We start from the raw sequence: 21,202 nt of genomic DNA, 5'->3' as shown, positions 1-21,202 counted from the left end.
TCATGCCCAGCGAGTTCTACACCCTCGCCACCGCCGCCGGCCGCGCCAAGATCGCAGCCGCAATCGCCAACCGCACGTCGCTGCAGCTGACCCACATGGCGGTCGGCGACGGCTTGAACGGCGCCTACTACAACCCGTCCGAAGCGCAGTCCTCGCTGAAGCATGAGGTGTACCGCGCACCACTCAATGGGCTGGACCGCGACACCGCGAATCCCGCGTGGATCGTGGCCGAGTTGGTGATCCCGGACGATGTGGGCGGCTTCTACGTCCGCGAGGTCGGCATCTTCGACGCAGACGGCGACCTGATCTTCGTCGGCAAGTACCCGGAGAGCTTCAAGCCGACGCTGTCGAGCGGCTCCAATAAACAGCTTTACGTTCGCGCGGTGTGCGAGGTCGGCAATGCCGCCAACGTCACGTTGCTGATCGATCCGAGCGTGGTTCTGGCCACGCGCACCTACGTCGACACCCGGATCATGGCGGAGATCGGCCGCCTGGACGCGAAGCTGTCGGCGCGGGTAGCCACGATCGGGCAAACGGCCTTGACCGGCCTGCCGACGATCGACGGTGTCGCCCTGGCGGCCGGAGACCGCATCCTGGTCCGCGCGCAGACCAACCCCGTGCAGAACGGCCTGTATGTTGCGGCCGCCGGCGCGTGGGCGCGTGCCGCCGACGCCGACGCCGCGATCGAAGTCACGCCCGGCCTGTTCGTCACGATCGAGGAAGGCACCGCCAACGGCGATTCGTTGTGGCAGTTGGTCACGGACGGCGCGATCGCGCCCGGCGTGACCGCGCTGGCGTTCGAAATGGCAGCCGGCCGGACTGGCGTGTCGCCAGCGGCGTACACCAAGGTCACGGTGAACGCGCGCGGCCAAGTGACCGCCGGCGTGAACCCCAGCACCTTGGCCGGCTACGGCATCACCGACGCGATTCCGGTCGCGGGCGGCATCACCGCCGGCCAGTTCAGTCTGGCAGCCGCGCCAACGCAGGGCGGGCACGTCGCGACCAAGAGCTATGTCGACGGCAAAATTCAGGGTCTGGACCCGAAGGAATCGGTACGCGTGGCCAGCACGGCCAATCTCGCGCTCACCGGCCTGCAGACAGTCGACGGCGTGGTCTTGGTGGCCGGCGACCGCATCCTGGCCAAGGACCAGACCGCCGCCACCGAGAACGGCTTGTATGTCGTCACCGCCGGCGCCTGGGCGCGCTCGGCCGACGCCGACAACGCGGACAAGGTGACCTCGCGGCTGTACGTCGCCGTCGAAGCCGGCACGCTCAATGGCGGCACCAGCTGGACGCTGTTGACCACCGGCGCGATTGTGTTGGGCACCACCGCATTGAACTTCGGCTTCTTCGGCCGGGCCGGTGACCTGATCGCGGGCGGCGGTTTGGTCAAGAACGGCAATCAGATCGACGTGGTCGGCGCCCCCGGCCGCATCGTGGTCAACGGCGACAACATCGACCTGGGCCAGATGCACGCGGCGGCGCCGGGCTGGTGGGCGAAGTGCCGCGTCGACCAATGGGGCCGCGTGATTGAGGTGCAGGCGCTCGGCGCCGGTGATCTGCCGGATCACAGCCACAAAATTGCCGACGTCGGCGGCCTGCAATCCGCGCTTGATGCGAAGGCGCCCACGACCAATCCGCGTCTATTCGGCACGGTTGAGGTGAAGAACGGTGACGTCGGCTGGATGACGTTCAACCAAGGCAACGACAGCTGCGCCGGTTATGTCGCGTTCTTCACCAAGGAGGGCGTGCGACGTGGCTACATCGGCTGGGGCGACGGCGCGAATCTGTCGTTGTTTGCAGAGTCCGGTTGGGGATGGTCGATCACGGGCAATGTGCTGGCGAAGGGCAACCTGACCGCCGCCAATCTGATCGCGGGCGGCGCCGGCAACGGTGCCTATGTGCAGATCGGCGATGACTGCCGTCTGGTCGACGTCGGCGAGGTCCACGTCATCGGCGTGCAAAGCACGACGAATGGCAACGTCGGTTTTTTCCGGTTCGGCAGTAACGGCAACCGGTTCGGTTGGGACGGCGGCAATTTGGTGTGGGGCGGCGCTGTGTTGTGGCACAGCGGTCACTTCGATCCGAACGGCAAGGCCAACCTGTCGGGCGCGAGCTTCTGGGGCGATGTCTACGCCCCGACCTTCCGGCGTAACTCCAGTCGGCGGGTCAAGCGCGGCATTCGCTTGCTGGAAAAGGACATCGACACCGGCGCGATCATCGATCAGTTCCGGGGCGTGTCCTTTATCTACAAGCAGGGCGATGGCCAGCGTCACCTGGGCGGCATCGCCGAGGAAGTAGTCGAATACCTGCCGCAGGCGGTGGGCCGGGACGAGAAAGGCCGGCCGGATGGCGTGGATTACACCGAGTTCGTGCCGGTGTTGTTGGTCGATGCACGCAAGGAACGTAAAGCCCGCCGCAAGGATCGCGAAGACCTGCTCAAGCAGATCGCCGAACTCAATCGCCGGTTGGCCCGTCTGGAACGGAGTGCGCGCTGATGCCGACCGGGATGATGACCGAGGTCAACGGGCTGGTGGTCGCCGGCACGACCTATTGGGGCCATGTGGACGTGGAGAACCTGTTCCATGCGCGCGGTGCGGCTGCCCCGATCGCAGACGTGGGCTTTTATGGCGACGGTGGCCGCTCGCTGTCGGACTATTTCTATCCGCGCTCGCTGGGTGGCACCACGCTGGAGGTCGACGTCGGTTTTGTAGACGCCGACGGCGTGGACCTGAGGCACAAGTTCGCCAAGCGAGGCAGCGTAAGCACCGGCGGCGGTGGCGGGGGCGGCGGTTGCTTGCCGATCGACACGCCCGTGTTGCTGTGGGATCAGGGCAGCAAGCCGCTGGGCGATATTCGCCCCGGTGACGTGGTGATGGGCTGGTATGTGCCCGGCATGGTGGACGAGTCCGAACCCGGCTGGCGCGACTGGCAATTGCCGCGCGATCAGACCGGACAGGGCGTGTTGATCCCGGTCACCGTGCGCATGGCCCTGCAAAGCACGTACCCGCGCCACTACGTCATCAACGAATCCCTGCGCGCGACGTATGAGCACGTCTTCCTGGTGCTTCGCGGCGCGCAGTGGGGATGGCGGGCGGCGGCCGATCTACGGCCGGGCGACGCGTTCCTGGCCGACGACCACCGGGAAATCCGCATCGAGTCGGTGCGGTTGATCGAAGAACCGCTTGCGGTGGCCAACATCGACGTTGAGGAAGTGGACAACTTTTTCTTCGTGGCGTTCGGCGGTGTCTGCGTACTGAGCCACAACCCCGAACAGAAGAACTAACCGCTTCGTGCGGCAGTAAAGAGGGCGGCGCCGGGGTGTTGAAGCACCCCGACGCCACCGCAACCCGCAGCTGGAGCTGCGAGTCTTGGCCAAGACCCCCTGCCGTGTGCGCACGGGCGGGTCGAAGGCTACCGATATCTCATCCTTCGTAAAAGACTTGCAGCAATGGAAAAAATCAGCTCCACCGCCGATGCACCGCGTCGGCGTAAGACCCCGGGCGCCAACGGTTTCCGCTACCGCCCCAAATACGGCGTCATCGTCGTATGCCGCGATGAAGCCCACCAGCAGCGCCTCTATGCCGAACTCAAGGCGCAGGGCCTGAAACTGCGGGTGGTGTGCGTATGAAGCTCGCCATCCGCCATTCCTGCGCCGACTTCGACAGCTATCGGGCCGCGCGCGTCAAATCGTTGTTCAACTGCGAAGACGCGGCCGCATTCCACCTGGACGCCGACCTGCCTATCGAGGATGAGGCGTGGTCGATCGGCGTAATCGTCGGCCCGTCCGGCAGCGGCAAGAGCAGCCTGGGCACCGCGCTGTGGGGCGACGACGCGCTGTGGCGGCCTCGTTGGCCGGCCAACGCTCCGATCATCGACGCGATCGACCCGGCCGGTGACTTCAACGCCGCGACAGCCGCGTTGGCCGCCGTAGGCCTGGGCAGCGTGCCGGCGTGGCTGCGCCCTTACGATGTTCTATCCAACGGCGAGCGGTTCCGCGCCGATCTGGCGCGACTGATCGCCGAGGCGCCGCTGCGCGCGGTCGTCGATGAGTTCAGCAGCGTGGTCGATCGCCAGATTGCCCGCATCGGCGCGATGGCGTTTGCCAAAGCGTGGCGACGCACGCAGGGCCAAGCCGTGCTGCTGTCCTGCCACCACGACATCCTGGATTGGATCGAGCCCGATTGGGTGTTCGACACGGCCACCGCTCAGTTCGAGCGGGCTGCGGCCGGGAGCCGGCTTCGGCGACGCCCCACGTTCGACCTGGAAATCGCCGAGACCGGTTGGGAGCATTGGCCGGCCTTTGAGCCGCATCACTATCTAAAGCTGCCCCGGATGATCGCGGCCAAATGCTACGTCGGGACCGTCAACGGCGCGCCGGTGGCGCATGTCGCGTTCTCGACGCGTCCGGGGCTAGTGGAAGCCCGCGCTTGCCGCTTGGTGGTCATGCCCGAATGGCAGGGCGCCGGCGTGGGCTTGCGCTTCCTAAACGCCATCTGCGAGCGCTGGCGCCTGGGCGAAAACCGCTTCGGGTTGCCGATGCCCACTCTGTTCCATACCAGCCATCCGGGCCTGTGCGAGGCGCTGCGCCGCGATCAGCGTTGGACCCAGGTCAGCGCCGCGCTGTTCGGTGACAACAAGCAACGCAGCATCGAGTCGATGCGATTGGCGAGCCAGCGCGGGCGAATGGCCGTCACCGGGGCGGGCTTCGGTGGCCACTTCCGGGCGGTGCAGGGATTCCGCTACATCGGCCGGGAGATTGGCGCATGCGCGTGATGCTCGTGGGACAGAAGTGGTTCGGCGCGCAGGTGTTGGCATTGCTCCGTGAGGACGGCGTCGAGGTCGTCCAGGTCGCCGCGCCGGCAGGCGATCGGCTGGCCATCGACGCGGCCGACGCCGGTATTCCCTGCGCCGACCCGGGCCGGGCATTGCCGGCCGCCTGGGTGCCCGAAGGCACCGATCTGATCCTGGCCGCGCACGCCCATTGCTTCGTCACCGCCGGCGCCCGAGCACGCGCCCGGTGGGGCGCGTTGGGCTATCACCCGAGCCTGCTGCCCCGACACCGAGGCCGGGACGCGGTGCGGTGGGCGATCCACATGGGAGAACGCGTGACCGGCGGCAGCGTGTATTGGATGGATGACAGGGCCGACGGCGGCCCGATTGCCGCGCAGGACTGGTGCTTCGTCCGACCCGGTGACGATGCCGCTTCGCTGTGGCGCCGCGATCTGGCCCCGATGGGGCTTCGTCTGATCCGGGACGTGTTGGCCGACCTGCGGGCAGGAGTCGCCCGGCGAGAAGAACAGGACGAAGCCCTGGCGACTTGGGAGCCGGCATTCGATCGGCCGGCACTCCGGGCATCCGGAAAACGGTAATTCCTTTACGCTATGCGTAACGCGCCGAGGGGCGATTTATCACCAAACTTCGGCGCGATTTATCGCGGCGCGCATCAGGCAACGGCAACGGCAAGAGCAAATCCCCCCTGCCCCCCTTTTTCAAAGGGGGGACTCGTCTGGTGGGTTTCCGGGGAACCGGGAGCGCGTCCACGCCCGACCATCTTCAAGCCGTACGCAAGCCGTACGAAACCGACCCGAAGACTTCCCCCCTTTGAAAAAGGGGGCCCGGGGGGATTTGCTTTTGCTCCAAGCTCCAAGCCCCTCGCCCAATCCACCCACGCCAAACAAGCGCCCGCCTCCGCGCCCGGTATCATGCCCCGGCGCAATAAACGGAATCGCCATGTTCAATCGCACCACCGCCATCGTCCTGGTCGCCGCGCTCGCCGCCGCGGCCGGCCTGTGGGCCTCCAGGCAGTACTTCGGCAGCGTCCGCCATTCGCCCTGGCCGCAGACCAAGGCGGTGCGCCTGTTCGAGCCGCCGCGCACCCTGCCGGCGTTCTCGCTGCGCCAGTCCGACGGCACCCAGCTCATTCCCGGCGAACTCAAGGGCCACTGGACCCTCGTCTTCCTCGGCTTCACTCACTGCCCCGACGTCTGCCCGACCACCCTGGCCGAGCTGTCGGTGGCGCAGAAGCAGTGGGACTCGATCCCCGAATCGACCCGCCCGCGGGTGCTGTTCGTCTCGGTCGACCCCGAGCGCGACCCGCCCGACCGCATCGGCGAGTACGCGCACGGCTTCCACAAGGACACCCTGGCCGCGACCGCCGACATCCCGGCGCTGGAAACCTTCACCAAATCGCTCGGCATGGTGTTCGGCAAGGTGCCGGCGCCCGAGGGCGCACCCGCCGACCAATACACGATGGACCACAGCGCCAGCATGGCCGTGCTCGATCCCCAGGGCCGCATGGCCGGGCTGATCCGACCGCCGCTGGACCCGAACGCCATCGCCGCCGACCTCGCCGCACTGACCGAAGCCAAGACCCCGTGAGTCTCGTCACCACCCTGACCTATGCCCTGCCGCACCGTGCGCTGTCCTCGATCGCGCGCGCGCTGGCCTATTCCGACCACCCGCGCGTCAAGCAATGGCTGATCGATACGGTCACGCGCAAGTTCGGCGTGAATCTCGGCGAAGCCGCCGAGCCCGATGCGCAGGCCTATCCGACCTTCAACGCCTTCTTCACCCGCGCGCTCAAGCCCGGCGCGCGCGTGCCCGAGGCCGATCCGCGCACCTTGTTGATGCCGGCCGACGGCCGCATCAGCCAGTGCGGCCCGATCCGCGCCGGCGAGATCTTCCAGGCCAAGGGCCAGTCCTTCACCGCCACCGAACTGCTCGGCGGCGACGAAGCCGCAGCCGCGCCGTTCCGCGACGGCGTGTTCGCCACGGTGTATCTGTCGCCGAAGGACTATCACCGCGTGCACATGCCGTGGGCCGGCACCCTGCGCGAAACCGTGCACGTGCCGGGCCGCTTGTTCAGCGTCGGCCCGGACGCGGTGCGCAACGTGCCGCGCCTGTTCGCGCGCAACGAGCGCCTGGTCTGCCACTTCGACACCGACTTCGGGCCGATGGCGATGGTCATGGTCGGCGCGTTGCTGGTCTCGGGCGTGGAAACGGTGTGGAGCGGAATCGAGATCCCGCGCTACGGCGACCGCGTCCAGCACAAGGACTACCGCGGCAAGGGCATTGCGCTCGAACGTTTCGCCGAAATGGCCCGCTTCAACTACGGCTCGACCGTGATCGTGCTGTTGCCGCCGGGCGTCGCCGCCCTGGCCGACGGCCTGGGCGCGGAAACCGCGGTGCGCCTCGGCGAAGCCCTGGCCCGACGCAACGACTGAAGCGCTGCCGCCTACCCGATAACCACCCAAGGAGGGGAACCATGCCGTTCCATTACCGCCCGGCCATCCGCCGGGCGTCGTGCTTGTTGTTGATCGCCGTGCTCGCCGCTTGCGGCAGCAAGAGCGAAAACGAACAACTGCTCGAACTGCGCGACAGCCTGACCTATACCCAGTACAAGCACTTGTCGGAAAGCGGCCTGCCGGGCGCGATCGGCGCCTATCGCAAGGGCATGGAATGGAGCGGCAAGGCGCCGCCGGTCGAGTTCGACGACGCCGACTACTGCGCGATGCACGTACTGCTCGCCTACGGCGCGCTGGTCGCCGACAAGAGCACGATCGCCTTGGCCGAAAGCGACATCGTCGAGGCGCGCGGCTGCGGCAGTTTCGACCGCGTCGCTGCGAACTCGTTGCGCTCGGTAGTGTTCCAGCGCCTGGAATGGCCGCAACTGGCCCAGACCGAAAGCGACAAGGTGTGGGCAGCACCGCAGAGCCCGGGCGCCGAGCAACCGCCGGTCGCGCACGTCATCACCCTGCACGCCGCGCTGACCTATCTGGCGGTGACCGAGAAGCGCTGGGACCGCGCCCAGGTGCATATCGATGCACTGGGACAGTTGTTGAAGCAGCCGTGGATGAGCGACTTGCCGCGCGCCGGCCTGGCGTTCCAGGAAGGCCGCACCCGCGACGGCCTGGTCACGCTCAAGCGCATGAGCCAGGACCCGAGCGCGCCCGAGCCGGTGCGCCAGGAACTCGCGCGCTTCATCGCCAAGGTCGAAGCCAAGGGCGGCGACGTCGACTCCTTCGCCTTCATGCCGCGCTTGATCGCGGTGCTGACCTGGGAAGCGGTCAAGCAACAAGGCCCGGACGTGCTGAGCACCACCACGCGCTTTGCCGAGGAGCAGGCCTGGAAGCCTTTGAACGAGTCGGTCAAGCACGGCGCCGGCAAGGCGCGCGAAGTCGCCGGCGGGCTGTGGGACAAGGCCCGCGAAGCGGTTTCCAAGGATGCCAAGGCCGCGCCCGGAGTCGCACCCGAGGCGGCGCCGCCGCGGTAAGCGCGCAACGATAAGTGGGGCCGCCGTCGCCGTGGGCGACGGCGGCACATCAGGCGCTTACATGCCGCGCGCGTGCGGCGGCAGCGCCTGTTGCTGGGTCTGCTGTTGCTGCTCGTGTTGCGCCGCCTGCTGCGGACCGAGCTGGCTCAGGCGCTGCTGTGAATCCTGCACCGGCGTATTGGTCGCATCGGCGGTCGGCATGTGCGCGCGCAGGCTGGCCGGGTCGTTGGCCGCGCCCTGCACCACGAACACGTTCTGCCCGGCGCGCTGAGTCTCGGTCTGCTGGCTCAGGAACACCCCGTCGATGCGCTCCAGGCCGTTCTGCCGGGCAAGACAGGCGACGCTGAAGATCATGCATTCGCTGGACTGGTCCGGCGTGCGTCCGAGCCGCGCGTCGAGCTGATTGACCTGGGCCCGCGCCTGCTGCACCAAGGGGTCTTCCGGCCCGACACGTCCGGTCGCGTTCGCATGCGGCTGCGTTGCCTGCGGCTGGACCTCCGGAACCTGCACGCCTGGCGTCTGGGTGGCTGGCGTCTGAGTGGCTGGCGTCTGCGGCTGTGTCGCGGGTTGCTGCGCGGCCGGCTGCAGCGCCGGATCCGGCGTGGTGCGCAGCACCGGCGCATGCGGATCGACGTGCAGCAAGCGCGTGGTGGTGCCGTTATGAGTCTGGCTGAGGTCGGTGGTGCCGTCGCGATTGCGCACCCGCGACAGGTCGTTGCGATCGACGTCGGCCCATACCCCGCCGATATTGGAGTGACCGCTGCCGTCGCGGTTCCAGACCACGAAGTCGTTGCCGGACGCGTACAAGCCGGCGGTCGGACGCCCCGCCCGGCCCTGGCCTTCCTGTTGCGGACGGCCATAGGCATAGGCGCCGCCCTGGTCGAGCGCATGGATCAGGGCCGGCGCCTCGACCTTCTGCAGGAACAGGTTCTTGGCGGTGTCGTATTCGGCGGCCAGATGCGGGCGCGCCGGGTCCTGGCCGGTCTGGCTGGGATTGACCAGGGGATTGGCCATCACGTCCTGCCAGGTCTGGCGCATCGGGCTGCGCGAGTCGGCGTTGCGCAGCGCGATCATCACCTCGGCGCCCTGCAGCGCGGCGTCGCGTCCGGTTTCCATGTAGTCGCGGTCGCCGCTGGTCCGCGGCAGCAGGCGATCGATCGCGCCGCTGACGTCGGCGACGTTGTTGTGGGTGCCGTTGTTCATGTCGCGCAACAAGGCCGGGGTCCAGCGCGTGCCGCTCTGGTTCTCGACCTTGGCCACCATCGTGGTCAGGCGCACCTGGTCGTCGGGCGTCGAATTGCGGTACAGCGCGGTCTGGCTGACCTGAGCCATGACGCCGTTGACCAGCTCGTTGGCCTGGGCGACGTCGCGGTTGTGGATGTAGGTGACGCCGGCGTCGGAACGCAGGAATTCGTTGAGATTGCCTTCGATGCGCGCGTCCATCGCGCGCCCGCCCTGGGCGGTGATGGTGTTGCCGTTGCGGCCGAGGTCGGCGATGGTCTGGGTGCGTTCGGCGGCGCTGAGCACGCGCTCGGGATGGTTGGCGCGCGCCCAGCCCTGATAAGCGTCGACCAGCGACGGCACCACTTCGGGGTGCTGGCCGAGGTCGGTCTGCAAGGTACCGATCGAATAGCCGCTGTTGCCGACCGGCTGCATCACCCCGTTGACGGTGTTGCCGGCGAAGGACAGGTGATTGGAGACGTCGCGGCCGCCGATGCTGCCCTCCGAGCCCACGCCGATGGCGAAATAGGCGATCGCGCGGCGTTCGTCGTCGGTCATGACGCGAGGCGGCGGAGCCGCAGGCGGCGTCGCCGCGGCGTCGTTCTGTGCGGGTTGGTTCATGGTCTAGCCTCCTTGCTGCGTCGCGGACCGGATCGCCCGCGGGTTCACTGTCTGTTCGGACCCGATGGTCCGCGGCTCAGTTGTCTTTGGGTTCGTCGTCTTTGGCTTCGTCGTCGGCGCACTGGTCGTCGCTCGGCACCTTCTGCCCGGCCTTGGCCTCGTGCAAGGTCAGATACGGCTTGTAGTCGTTGCCGAACTTGCGGTACCAGACCACCGTCGCCTTATCGCGCACGAGATAAGCCGAAGCCTCGCCGTAGCTCGGGCAGGCCGGCGTGCCGGTGTCGCTGCAGAACTGCAGGAACAACTTGTCGTCGCGCAGCTCGCCCTTGAGCTTGCCGCTGTCGCCGCCGACGCGAGTGCCGTCGTCCCAACTGCCGGTATAGGACTTGCCGGAGCCGGCGAGGTCCAGGTTGGCGGTGTGGTTCCAGCCGCAGCTCTGCTGATAGCTCCATTGACCGTCGAAACGCACCCCGGCCGACGCGCAGGAACACAACAACAAGGTCAGCAACGCCGCGGCGGCGCGGTTACATCCTGTAAGCATGACGTACTCCAAGACGGTCTATGCGCAGCCATTTAGCATGCGCCCTGGCTTAAGTAAACCGATTCCGAGACGCAAGTCCGGTTCCGGGGCGATAATCCGGGGCGATAAAGCGCAGGCGCGGTCAGCCGCGCCGCACCGACAAGGCGATCAGGGTCTGGGCGATCCAGTAGGTCGCCAGCACCAGCGCCGAGGCCGCCGCGAACGGCGCGGCGAAGCGGTCGATCGCCAGGGTCGCATCGGAAGCGACGAAGAAGGCCCCGCCCAAGGCGGCGAGCGCAGTCGCGCGCGTGGCGCGACGACGCCACACCGCGGCGGCCTGCGCCGCCATCGCCGCGAGCACGACCACGTAGACGATCACCGGAACCCGCAGTTCCCCCGGCAGATGCGGCCACAGCACCGACAGCACCAGAGCGGCGAGCGCCGCATAAGCTGGATACGGCCACAGCGCCGCGAACCACGGCGCGCGCCGGGTCAGAGCGACCAGATACGCGATATGGGCGCAGAGAAAACTGCCGAGCCCGAACACGAACCAATCCCCCGGCAACATCAGAAACACGTCGCCCAAGGTCGACAGCAGCAGACCGATCAGGATCGCGCGCCGGTATCCGGGACCGCGGTCCTCTTCGACCTCCGCTTCACCGCCGCGGCGCAGCAGCATCGCCACGATCAACAGCGTGGTCAGCGGCTTGAATACGTAGTGCAGCCACGGCGACAGATAGCTGCCGGCAATCGCCAGCACGGCCGACAGCGCGATCGCTGCGAGCCATGGGTTTCCACGCGAAGACGAGGTCGTTGCGATGCGCTTATTCATGCCGTCGCCACTGTCTCACGATCCTGGCGCATCGAACCGGGACCGGTGTCGATCAAGGCTTCGATCTCGCCGCGAAGGCGCGCTTCGTAAGCCGGCAGCGACGACTCGATGGCCGCGTCGGCATAACGCTGAGATACGGCCAACAACGCGCGGGCGCCGTCGCGATCGCCGCGCAGCGCAGCGGCCAAGGCGCGCAGACGCGGTATCAGATGCGGCGCATACCAGAATGTCCCCGAACTCAGGTCGGCCGTGTCGATCAGCGATGGATCCCGATCCACCCAAGCATGCGTATACAGTTCCTCGGCCCAGATCAGAACCAGCAGATCGACGAGTTCGGCTCGCATCGACGCGTCGTAGGCGTCGAAGCAGGTGCGTATCCGTGCCGACAATCGCATCGCTTCGTCGAGATCGCGCCGCTGCAGCGCGCTCTGACACAGCAACCAATCGTGGAGCAACGGCATCGGCGCGGGCTGCCCGGCCAAGCGCTGCAGAAGCTCGGCCGGAAAATCGTCGAACGATTCGCCGTGCACGATCTGTCCATTCAATGCAGTGAAGGTGGCGCCCGGCAAAGTGTCTGAACTGTTCCGCCAGGCGCGCAGCCAGGTCAGACCATCGGTAGCGAAAACGCCGACCGTCGACGGCATCAGATTGAGCAACCCGGCGGAGAGGTGCAGCAGCGCCCACAACATCCAGAACGCCTGCGCATTGGAGCGTCCAAGCGAGATCGCGATCAGTCCGCAGAACGCCGCTGCCAGCAGGTTCATCGAGGGACCGCCGAGCGCCAGTTGCATCATCGATCGGCGCAGGTCGCGTTTCGGATCGGGATAGGCGATCACATAGCCGCCTATGCCGCGCGGCCGCTTACGCCAGCGCATGCGCGCGCCACGACGGCGCAGTTGAAACTCCAGCCATCCGAGCCCGATCGACAGAGTCTTCATGCCCGCCAGGCGCGCCGCCAGCCAGTGGCCGCCTTCGTGCAGAATCAGCACGCACAACAACCCGGGCACCAGCATGCCCAGGATCACCAGCGGAAAACCGAGTTCGCGTTGCGAGCCGAGCCCGAGGATCAACAGGAAGATCCCCAAGGTCATCAGCCCGCCGACGACCGCAGTCAGACCGCGGAAGAACTTCAGCCACCGCGGCGACAAATCCCAGGCGGACGCTACCGCCCGGGTCGTTGCAAGCTCATCGTCGGCGGGCGCGTCCATGCGTTCGCTTCCAAACCAGTGTTACGGCCCGCAGCCGTTGAGCTTGAGCTTCTGTCCCGGCTTGACCATATAACGCGGGGCCTTGATGCCGTTGGCCTTGGCGAGCTGCTTGGTGTCGCACTGGAACTTCTGCGCGACGTCGGTCAGGGTCTCGCCGCGCTGGACGCGGTAGTCGCGCGGTGTCGCCGGCTTCTTCTTAGGCGCCGGCTTCGGCGTCGCCAGACCGGCCAGTTCGCCGGCGGCGATGGTGGTCGGCACGGTGCCGTCGATGGAGCCGTCGGAGGACGGCAACACCGTCAGCGGGCCGGTGCGCACGATAGCGTTGCTCGGGTCGCTCATGACCAGGGTATGGGCGAGCTCGGCGCGCTTGCCCTGGGTGCACCAGCGGTTGTACAGGCCGACCATCTTGACCGTGGCGTTGAGGCTGGTGCCGGCCGCCAGGTAGCTGCTGGGCTGGTAACGCGGGTTGAGATTGCGCAGCGCGCGCATATAGCCCTCGCGGGTGCCGCCGTTGCCGAGGCAGATCGTCAGCTCGTAGATCGAAGTGGCCTTGCTCAAGCGCAGCGGCGCCGGCTTGGCGTCGATGCGGGGGAAACGCAGGCCGTACTCGCGCGGATGCAGGTACAGCCAGGCGGCGGCGACCACCATCGGCACGTAGTCGCGGGTCTCGGCCGGGAACTGGTTGTAGACCGACTCGTCCCAGAAATTGCGCCCGCCGCTGGCGTTGTTGATGCGCAGCGCGCGGCCTTCGCCGCCGTTGTAGGCCGCCAGCGACATCTCGATGCTGTTGTTGAGCTGGCCCAGGCGTTCGTTCAAGTACGAGGCCGCGGCCTCGGAGGACGCGCGCGGGTCGTAGCGGGTGTCGAAGCCGCTGCCGTCGTCGCCGAGGCCGAAGCGCTTGCCGGTGGCGAACATGAACTGCAACGGGCCGGCGGCGCCGGCGCGCGAGGTCACGTGGACCTTGCCGTTGGACTCCTTGGCCATGATCCCGAACAGCAGCGCTTCCGGCAGGCCGGCGCGCTCGAACTGCGGCCACATCATCTGGCGCATGTACTGGTAGTTCTCGTGGGTCTGGATCAACGAACCGCGCATGTCGGTGAGCCAGCGGCGGATGCCGGCCTGCACCGCCGGGTTGTACTGGACCATCTTGACGAAGCGCTGGCCGTCGTCGCTGAGCAGCGCGGCGGCGCGCGCCGCTTCTGGCACGTCGGCGCCGAGGCCTTCGCTGTCGAGCGTGCCGCCCTCGTCGAATTCTTCGTCGCCGGCGGCGGTGGAGGCATCGGCGTTCGCCTTGAGCAGGCGCTTGTAGCCGGCGAGCATCGTGGTCAGCTGGCAGCCCTTCTGCTTCATGCAGGCCGCGATCACGTCCTCCATGTCCTCGAGCGCGGCGTCGCTCTCGCGGCGGCCGGCCGGGTCGGCGTTACGGATCTTGACCAGGGCCGACTGATAGCGGGCCTCGCCGGATTGCATGCGCTGGGTCAGGGCATCGACGGCAGCCTGGTCGCGCTTGGACAGCGCGGCCGCATCGGGCGAAAGACAGGACAGCGCGAGCGCGGCGGCGAGCGGCGCAAGCGCGCCGGGGATGCGGAGGGAAGCAGGCATGTGGCGTGCGGCAGGTCCTTGTAGCGGGGGCCCAGGGTAACGGCGGGGTACGGGCGCGGCAAGAAAACACGACCTTGCCGGCTTTTCCGTGTTTGCCGGGTTCATTCCGGCGCCGTCTGCGGCGAATCGCGACCCCGGTCGCGCGGGCGCATGAGCCGGCCCCAGTCACGGTTCACGAACCTCACCACGCTGCCGCTAGAATCGGCCCCTCGCTTCTCTTCATGGATCACGGACGCGGATATGGCTTCGACCCCCGGCGCAACCCAGAACGACATCCTGATCGGCAAAGCCGTGACCACGCCCGACAGCGGCCAGGTATTCCTGCACACCAAGCTCGGCAACCGCCACGGCCTCGTCGCCGGCGCCACCGGCACCGGCAAGACCGTGACCTTGATGACACTGGCCGAAGGCTTCTCGCGCCAGGGCGTGCCGGTGTTCCTGGCCGATGTGAAGGGCGACGTCGCCGGCCTGGCCCTGCCCGGCACCCTCAACGACAAGCTGCAGGCCCGCCTGGGCGAGATCGGCATCAGCGACTTCACCCCGGCCGGCAACCCGACCGTGTTCTGGGATCTGTTCGGCAAGCTCGGCCACCCGGTGCGCACCACGGTCAGCGAAATGGGCCCGACCCTGCTCGCGCGCATCCTCGAACTCAACGACACCCAGTCCGGCGTGCTCGACATCGTGTTCAAGCTCGCCGACGACCGCGGCCTGCTGCTGCTCGACCTGGAAGACCTGCGCGCCCTGCTCGGCCTGGTCGCCGACGAGCGCAAGGACATCTCGACCAGCTACGGCCTGGTCAGCACCCAGTCGGTCGGCGCGATCCAGCGCTCGCTGCTGCGCCTGGAACAGGAAGGCGGCGCGCATTTCTTCGGCGAACCGGCGCTGGAACTGAACGACCTGATGCGCACCACCAGCGACGGCCGCGGCGTCATCAACATCCTCGCCGCCGATTCGCTGATCCTCAAGCCGCGCCTGTATTCGAGCTTCCTGCTGTGGCTGCTGTCGGAGCTGTTCGAGCAACTGCCCGAAGTCGGCGACCTCGACCGGCCCAAGCTGGTGTTCGTGTTCGACGAGGCCCACCTGCTGTTCGACGATGCGCCGCCGGCGCTGCAGCAACGCGTCGAACAGGTCGTGCGCATCATCCGCTCCAAGGGCGTCGGCGTGTATTTCTGCTCGCAGTTCCCCGACGACATCCCCGACAACATCCTCGGCCAGCTCGGCAACCGTGTGCAGCACGCGCTGCGCGCGTTCACCCCGCGCGACCAGAAGGCGGTCAAGACCGCGGCCGAAACCTTCGTGCCCAATCCGGCGCTGAAGGTCGCCGAGGTGATCTCCCAGCTCGGCACCGGCGAGGCGCTGGTCTCGACCCTGCAGGACAAGGGCGTGCCGATGCCGGTCGAACGCACCCTGGTGGCGCCGCCGCGCTGCCGCATGGGTGCGATCACCGAGGCCGAACGTGCGCAGTTGCGTGCGAGCAGCCCGATCGGGCCGAAGTACGACACCTCGGTCGATCGCGAATCGGCCGCCGAGATGCTGGCCAAGCGCGCCGAGACCGCCGCCGTGCAGGCCGACGCGCCCGCCGCCAAGACCCGCGAGCAGGACGACCAGGAAGAAGGCGGCATCGGCCAGTCGATCAAGGACGCGGTGTTCGGCACCAAACGCCGCCAGGGCATGGTCGAGACCATGGCCAAGCAGACCGCGCGCACGGTCGGCAACCAGATCGGCCGGCAGATCCTGCGCGGCCTGCTCGGCGGCATCTTCGGCGGCAAGCGCTAGTCGTTCGGCCCGGCCCGCCGCGACCGCGTTGCGCGGCCGCCCGGGCCGGCCGCGCCCAGGTTTTCATCCGTCTTCGCTGTGCCTTGGTAGTTTCCGTTTCATCGATCGTTTCCACATTCCAACCAGGAGTCGCTCATGACCAAGCAATCGCTCGCTCTCGCCTGCCTCGCCGCGCTCGCCCTGAGCGCCTGCAATAAGCCAACCGGAGAGACGTCCGCTCCCGCCGAAACTCCCAAGGCCGCGGAAGCCGCTCCCGTCGCCGCTCTTGAACCGGCCCCGGCCGAAGCGCCCAAGGCCGGCTTCGACATTGCCGCCTTCGCCGGCAGCTTCAGCGGCACCCTGCCCTGCGCCGACTGCGCCGGCATCGACACCAAGCTCGAGTTCAAGAGCGACGGCACCTACGCCATCGACGAGAGCTACCAGGGCAAGAAGGACGGCAACGCCAAGGGCGACGGCACCTGGACCGCCGAGGAAGAAGGCAAGCGCCTGCGCCTGGACCCCAACAGCAAGACCGACCCGGACCGTCTGTTCGAAGTCGTCTCAAACGAAGAGATCCGTCTGCTCGACCAGGAAGGCAAGGCGATCGACTCGCAGCTCAACTACAACCTCAAGCGCGTCAGCGCGGCGCAGTAAGCGAGCACCCATGGCCCGCTGGCGACCTCCTGCCGAACACAGCACCGCGCTGATCACGCGCGAGGGCCACGCGCGCCTCAAGCACGAACTCGACGACCTATGGCGGGTGCGCCGCCCGGAAGTCGTCAAAGCCCTGGCCGCCGCGGCGGCCGAGGGCGATCGTTCGGAAAACGCCGAATACATCTACCGCAAGAAGCAACTCGGCGAGATCGACCGGCGCGTACGCTATCTGAGCAAGCGCCTGCCGCTGCTGCACGTCATCGAAACCACGCCGAGCGACCCGCGCTCGGTGTTCTTCGGCGCCTGGGTCGAGGTCGAAAGCATCGCCAACGGCGAACTGGCGCGTTATCGCATCGTCGGTCCGGACGAGACCGACGCCAAGCTCGGCTACATCAGCATCGACTCGCCGCTGGCGCGGGCCATGCTCAAGCGCCGCATCGACGACGAGTTCGAGGCGATGCTGCCGGCCGGTCCGCAGCGTTTCGCCATCGTCGAAGTGTCGTACGGCGCATCCGCCGGCGGGTGAGCGGCCGATGAGCGACGACGTCGGCCTGCGAGCCGCCACGGCGGCCGACGCCGAGGCCATCAGCGCCCTGGTCCTGGCCTCGGCGCAGCGTTGGATCTTTCCGCTTTGCAACGACGACGGCCGCGCCGTCCTAGCCGCCTCGATGGGTGCCGAAGCCACCCGCGAGCGCCTGCTCGCCGGGCATGCCTACCTCGTCGCCGAAGCCGAAGGCCGCATCGTCGGCGTGGCCGCGCTGCGCCTGCCGGCGCATCTCTATAACTTATTCGTCGACGACCGCTTTCAACGCCGCGGCATCGCGCGTCGGCTCTGGTCCGGCCTGCGCACGCATCCTTTATTGAAGGAGGCTTGGCCCGCGCAGGTCACCGTCAACGCATCGCGCCACTCGACCGGCGTCTATCTGCGCCTGGGCTTCGAGGCTCAGGCCGAGGAGCAGACCCACGGCGGCATACCGGCGACACCGATGCTGTGGCGGGCGCCGCAGGCCTGATCGAATCGGTGGCGCGACCGCTCTGACCCTCGGCGCAGAACGGTCGGCGCGGCGACACGATTCCTGGCCGCCTTACAAAGATTCCAGCAGCGAATCCGGATTCGGCGTGGTTTCCATGTACAGCGGCTTGTTCGGTTTTTTCTCGCGCTTGGCCGGCGCGTAATTAATCGCCTGATCGCCCTGTCCCGAGTCGTTGACCTCGCCGCGTTCGACGATGCGGTCGCCGGTCAGCAGATTCCAACTCAGCTTGACCGTGCCGTGGCTGTTGGTGCGGCTGTAACTCTGCGCGTCCAGGCCGATCAGACGCATGCGTTCGGCCTTGGCGTCGTAGCGATAGCGATAGGTCGACTGGGTCGCGGTGGTGCCGCCGGTCAGGTCTTCGATCACCAACACGCCCTTGCGGATCGACAGGCCGGCGTCGCCCAGCGGATAGGGGTCGAGTTGCAAGGTGCCGACCGGCTGATGGCCGACGTCGACTTCGCTGCGATAGGCCAGCCACACCGTCAGGCTGCGTTGATCCTCGCCGCGGCCGAGCAGAACCGTGTCGATCTCACCGTCGCCGTTGAGGTCGCCGTCGATACGCTTTTCCAGGCGGGTACCGCCGTCGAGCATGCCGGCGACCTGCTCGGCGCTCATCGCCGGAATCGGCACCGGTTGCGCCATTGCGGGCGCACCGGTCAGCAACGCCGCCGCGCATAGACACATAATCGGTTTCATCGCGTTTTCCCCAAGGCCGGTGCAGGTCGGCACCCGACCATTCGCGCCCAACGATTCATCTGACGTCCAATCTACCGCGTCCAGGCCACGACCGTGACGGGTCGCGAGCCACCGCAGTCGGGTATGGGGGCTGAACCGACAACGGCCCTCGCCAGGGCGAGAGCCGTCGATGCGACAGATCGGTTGCAGCCCTGCCCGCGGCAGGTCCTTGGGTCCGCCCTCAGCCACGCGACTGCCTGCGCAGACCGAAGAACTGCAACTCGGCGAAGATCGCCACCACCGCCGCCTGCGCCAGCACGTACCCCATGCCCAGGGTGTTCGGCGCGATCGCGCCTTCGACGAGAATCAGGATCGAGGCCGCGACCCAGGCCAGGTTGACCGCGATCACCGTCCACGCCAGCGCCGGCGAGACCGCCTTGCGGGTCAGCACCCAGCCGAGGAAAGCGGTCCATACGAACAGGAGCATACCGCTGCGCTGCAGCCAGGCCGCGTCGATCGCGAGCAGGCCGGACAGCGGCCCGGTCGCGGCCACCTGCAGCGCGCCGGCGGCACCGGAGACGAGGGCGTCGGCGACCAGCGCACGACGTAACAGAGAAGAGGGACGAGCTTGAGTGGCGATGGCCATGGTCGACTCCGGAAGATTTGCGGTGAATGGATCGTTGAAGTTCGGAAGCCATCACACCGCCGCGGCCGCGGCGGGTCGATTACCTGCCAGGTAATGCCGCCGACCGATGCCTCGGGCTATGGTGAGCGCATGAACGATCTCCGCCCCGTAGGCGAGCTGCTGCGCAACTGGCGCCAGCGTCGCCGCCTGACCCAGTTCGACCTGGCCGAGATGGCCGAGGTCTCGACCCGCCACGTCAGCTTCATCGAGACCGGACGCTCGCTGCCGAGCCGCGCCTTGCTGCTGCGCCTGGCCGACCGCCTCGACGTGCCGCTGCGCGAAAGGAACCAGCTGATGACCGCCGCCGGTCTCGCGCCGATGTACGCCGAACGCTCCCTCGACGACCCCGCCCTGCGCGAAGCCCAAGCCGCCATCGAAATGGTGCTGTACGGGCACGAACCGCATCCGGCGCTGGCGGTCGACCGGCATTGGAACCTGATCATGCACAACCGTGCGGTCGCCCCCCTGCTGGCCGGCATCCCCGACTTCCTGCTCGCCCGGCCGTCGAACGTATTGCGGGTCAGCCTGCACCCCGAAGGCCTGGCGCCGCGCATCATCAACCTGGGCGAATGGCGTGCGCACCTGCTGCACCGGCTGCGCCATCTGGCCGACACCACCCGCGATCCGGTCCTGTCGACGCTGTACGACGAGCTGGTCGGTTACCCCTGCGACGATCATTACGACGAAACCGAACTGACCGCCGCGGCGCACGTCGCGGTGCCGTTCCGCCTGCGCAGCGAGTTAGGCGACCTCGCCTTCATCAGCACCATCACCGTGTTCGGCACCCCGCTCGAAGTCACCCTGTCGGAGCTGGCGATCGAATCCTTCTTCCCCGCCGACGCCGCCACCGCGCAGGCCATGCGCGCCTTCGGCGCCAGCCTCGAGGCGACCCAGTTCGCCGGGCATTGACCGTCGCGGCGCCGATGCCGCCGGTCGGCGCGCGGCGCCTCCCCGCGTCCCGAGCGCGCGCCGCCGCACGGGGTTCGCCGACAGCGGCTAAGCTTGGCTTCCTGTCGGCGAAAACTCAGAGGTCGCGCGTGTCCATCGGTCGTTCCACATCCTCGTCCGCGAATGTCGTTCCGTCGCGTCTGTACCGTTGCGCACGCGCCCTGCCCCTTGCGCTGGCCTTGCTTTCGACCGTCGTCGCGGTGAGCGCCTGCCGCAAGCCGGCGGCGCAGGAAGAAGCGGCGGCGCCGAAAGTGTTCAGCGGCCGCATCGCCCAGTTCCAGACCATCGACGAGCGCGTCGGCACCTGCGAGGTCGCCCAATCCGGTCAGGACGTGATCGTCCACTACACCGGCTGGCTGTACGACGAGAAGGCCGCCGATAAACACGGCAGCAAGTTCGACAGCTCGCTCGATCGCGGCAAACCCTTCGACTTCCTGCTGGGCGCCGGCCGCGTGATCCGCGGCTGGGACGACGGCGTCGCCGGTATGAAGGTGGGCGGCAAGCGCATCCTGATGGTGCCGCCGGAGATGGGCTACGGCCGCGAAGGCGCCGGCGGCGGCGTGATTCCGCCGGATGCGTCGTTGGTGTTCGAGGTGGAGTTGTTACGGGTGGAGAAGCACTGAGGCGCGTAGCGCGGTTTCTGCCGTTGCCGTTGCCGTTGCCGTTGCCGTTGCCGTTGCCGTTGCCGTTGCCGTTGCCGAGATTTTGATCTGCTTTGCTTTATGGCTTTGCCGGTCAATCGAAGACCCGAAGGGCGGCCCGCATGGATGCGGGTCGTGCGCAAGCAGGCCATGGATGGCCTGTCTGGAGCATCCCTGCGTATGCATCGATCGCGCGGGCTTGTGCCCTTGCAAGGCAGGCCTCCCTTTGGTTAGCTTTGACCGAAGGAACTCCCTGTGGGACTTTTGGGCCAGCAAAAGAAAGTAACCCGGCCGCGTCAGCGGACGGAAGCTCTGCTCTTGATTGTGGTTTCTTAAGAAACAAGATCAAACGCCAAAAGCTTCCGCCACTAAAGCGGCGGGTTACTTTCTTTTGTCTAAAGCAACAAAAGAAAGGTAAGGCGGTCTCTAAGCTCAAGTGCAACACCTGAGGTGAGACGTCGTGAATGGGAAGAAACTACAGTCAGCTGAGCGCTGAAGAACGCGGCGCGATCATGTCGTTGGTGGCCCAAG

General features: G+C 67.4%; 21 protein-coding genes. 14 read left to right on the top strand and 7 right to left on the bottom strand.

The genetic code is table 11. The annotated features are described in order from the left end of the window. The first annotated feature begins 2 nt into the window (after positions 1–2). The 8 genes from ACTOWK_RS07555 to ACTOWK_RS07520 all read left to right on the top strand — a co-directional run bounded on the left by ACTOWK_RS07555 (position 3) and on the right by ACTOWK_RS07520 (position 8,275). Positions 3–2,498 carry a phage tail-collar fiber domain-containing protein gene (locus ACTOWK_RS07555; protein ID WP_441329572.1) on the top strand — a complete coding sequence of 832 codons (2,496 nt, stop codon included), beginning with the start codon at positions 3–5 and terminating at the stop codon, positions 2,496–2,498. Next, positions 2,498–3,286 (top strand): Hint domain-containing protein, encoded by a 789-nt coding sequence (locus ACTOWK_RS07550; RefSeq protein WP_441329571.1) that lies wholly within the window; start codon positions 2,498–2,500, stop codon positions 3,284–3,286. The genes ACTOWK_RS07555 and ACTOWK_RS07550 overlap by 1 nt, the downstream gene beginning before the upstream one ends. 165 nt (positions 3,287–3,451) lie before the next feature. Next, positions 3,452–3,631, top strand: coding sequence for a hypothetical protein (locus tag ACTOWK_RS07545; protein ID WP_441329570.1), 180 nt, complete (start codon positions 3,452–3,454; stop codon positions 3,629–3,631). Continuing rightward, positions 3,628–4,776: a hypothetical protein gene (locus tag ACTOWK_RS07540; RefSeq protein WP_441329569.1), complete on the top strand. Its 1,149-nt coding sequence runs from the start codon at positions 3,628–3,630 to the stop codon at positions 4,774–4,776. Before ACTOWK_RS07545 ends, ACTOWK_RS07540 begins: the two co-directional genes overlap by 4 nt. Next, complete coding sequence (locus ACTOWK_RS07535) at positions 4,767–5,372, top strand: formyltransferase family protein (protein ID WP_441329568.1); 606 nt, start codon at positions 4,767–4,769, stop codon at positions 5,370–5,372. Before ACTOWK_RS07540 ends, ACTOWK_RS07535 begins: the two co-directional genes overlap by 10 nt. Before the next feature lie 361 nt (positions 5,373–5,733). Then, on the top strand, positions 5,734–6,381 hold the full coding sequence (locus ACTOWK_RS07530) for an SCO family protein (RefSeq protein ID WP_441329567.1): 648 nt from the start codon (positions 5,734–5,736) through the stop codon (positions 6,379–6,381). Next, entirely contained in the window at positions 6,378–7,226 is an 849-nt protein-coding gene (asd, locus tag ACTOWK_RS07525; RefSeq protein ID WP_441329566.1) for an archaetidylserine decarboxylase, read from the top strand. The genes ACTOWK_RS07530 and asd overlap by 4 nt, the downstream gene beginning before the upstream one ends. Before the next feature lie 41 nt (positions 7,227–7,267). Next, entirely contained in the window at positions 7,268–8,275 is a 1,008-nt protein-coding gene (locus ACTOWK_RS07520; protein WP_441329565.1) for a hypothetical protein, read from the top strand. Positions 8,276–8,332: 57 nt separating this feature from the next. On the opposite strand, the gene ACTOWK_RS07515 is transcribed toward ACTOWK_RS07520, so the two are convergent. The 5 genes from ACTOWK_RS07515 to ACTOWK_RS07495 form a co-directional block, all read right to left on the bottom strand. Further along, complete coding sequence (locus ACTOWK_RS07515; RefSeq protein ID WP_441329564.1) at positions 8,333–10,117, bottom strand: XVIPCD domain-containing protein; 1,785 nt, start codon at positions 10,115–10,117, stop codon at positions 8,333–8,335. 76 nt (positions 10,118–10,193) lie between these two features. Beyond that, positions 10,194–10,658, bottom strand: a complete 465-nt coding sequence (locus ACTOWK_RS07510; protein WP_441329563.1) for a hypothetical protein — start codon at positions 10,656–10,658, stop codon at positions 10,194–10,196. Positions 10,659–10,779: 121 nt separating this feature from the next. Next, positions 10,780–11,469: a lysoplasmalogenase gene (locus tag ACTOWK_RS07505; RefSeq protein ID WP_441329562.1), complete on the bottom strand. Its 690-nt coding sequence runs from the start codon at positions 11,467–11,469 to the stop codon at positions 10,780–10,782. After that, positions 11,466–12,677 (bottom strand): site-2 protease family protein, encoded by a 1,212-nt coding sequence (locus ACTOWK_RS07500; RefSeq protein ID WP_441329561.1) that lies wholly within the window; start codon positions 12,675–12,677, stop codon positions 11,466–11,468. The genes ACTOWK_RS07505 and ACTOWK_RS07500 overlap by 4 nt, the downstream gene beginning before the upstream one ends. Positions 12,678–12,698: 21 nt before the next feature. Next, the gene (locus ACTOWK_RS07495; RefSeq protein ID WP_441329560.1) at positions 12,699–14,279 is read right to left on the bottom strand and encodes a transglycosylase SLT domain-containing protein; all 1,581 of its coding nucleotides are present in this window, start codon (positions 14,277–14,279) and stop codon (positions 12,699–12,701) included. A gap of 240 nt (positions 14,280–14,519) precedes the next feature. Here ACTOWK_RS07495 and ACTOWK_RS07490 point away from each other — a divergent pair, with 240 nt between their 5' ends. The 4 genes from ACTOWK_RS07490 (at position 14,520) to ACTOWK_RS07475 (ending at position 17,701) form a co-directional block, all read left to right on the top strand. Next, positions 14,520–16,055, top strand: a complete 1,536-nt coding sequence (locus ACTOWK_RS07490; protein ID WP_441329559.1) for a helicase HerA-like domain-containing protein — start codon at positions 14,520–14,522, stop codon at positions 16,053–16,055. A gap of 135 nt (positions 16,056–16,190) precedes the next feature. Then, complete coding sequence (locus ACTOWK_RS07485; RefSeq protein ID WP_441329558.1) at positions 16,191–16,688, top strand: copper resistance protein NlpE; 498 nt, start codon at positions 16,191–16,193, stop codon at positions 16,686–16,688. A gap of 10 nt (positions 16,689–16,698) precedes the next feature. Next, on the top strand, positions 16,699–17,214 hold the full coding sequence (gene greB, locus ACTOWK_RS07480) for a transcription elongation factor GreB (protein ID WP_441329557.1): 516 nt from the start codon (positions 16,699–16,701) through the stop codon (positions 17,212–17,214). 7 nt (positions 17,215–17,221) lie between these two features. Continuing rightward, positions 17,222–17,701 (top strand): GNAT family N-acetyltransferase, encoded by a 480-nt coding sequence (locus ACTOWK_RS07475; RefSeq protein WP_441329556.1) that lies wholly within the window; start codon positions 17,222–17,224, stop codon positions 17,699–17,701. 72 nt (positions 17,702–17,773) lie between these two features. Here ACTOWK_RS07475 and ACTOWK_RS07470 read toward each other — a convergent pair whose 3' ends face one another. Together ACTOWK_RS07470 and ACTOWK_RS07465 are read right to left on the bottom strand one after the other, a co-directional pair. Further along, positions 17,774–18,418, bottom strand: a complete 645-nt coding sequence (locus tag ACTOWK_RS07470) for a hypothetical protein (RefSeq protein WP_441329555.1) — start codon at positions 18,416–18,418, stop codon at positions 17,774–17,776. A 220-nt stretch (positions 18,419–18,638) separates the two neighbouring features. Continuing rightward, on the bottom strand, positions 18,639–19,043 hold the full coding sequence (locus tag ACTOWK_RS07465; protein ID WP_441329554.1) for a hypothetical protein: 405 nt from the start codon (positions 19,041–19,043) through the stop codon (positions 18,639–18,641). Positions 19,044–19,172: 129 nt separating this feature from the next. Here ACTOWK_RS07465 and ACTOWK_RS07460 point away from each other — a divergent pair, with 129 nt between their 5' ends. Together ACTOWK_RS07460 and ACTOWK_RS07455 are read left to right on the top strand one after the other, a co-directional pair. Next, positions 19,173–19,991: a helix-turn-helix domain-containing protein gene (locus tag ACTOWK_RS07460; RefSeq protein ID WP_441329553.1), complete on the top strand. Its 819-nt coding sequence runs from the start codon at positions 19,173–19,175 to the stop codon at positions 19,989–19,991. Between the two features lie 239 nt (positions 19,992–20,230). Next, positions 20,231–20,653: an FKBP-type peptidyl-prolyl cis-trans isomerase gene (locus ACTOWK_RS07455; RefSeq protein WP_441329749.1), complete on the top strand. Its 423-nt coding sequence runs from the start codon at positions 20,231–20,233 to the stop codon at positions 20,651–20,653. Positions 20,654–21,202: the final 549 nt, after the last annotated feature.

Source organism: Lysobacter sp. CA196, from assembly GCF_052078695.1.
GTDB lineage: Bacteria > Pseudomonadota > Gammaproteobacteria > Xanthomonadales > Xanthomonadaceae > Lysobacter.
Note: the sequence above shows the minus strand (reverse complement) of the source record. Positions and strands in the feature narration are given on the sequence as shown.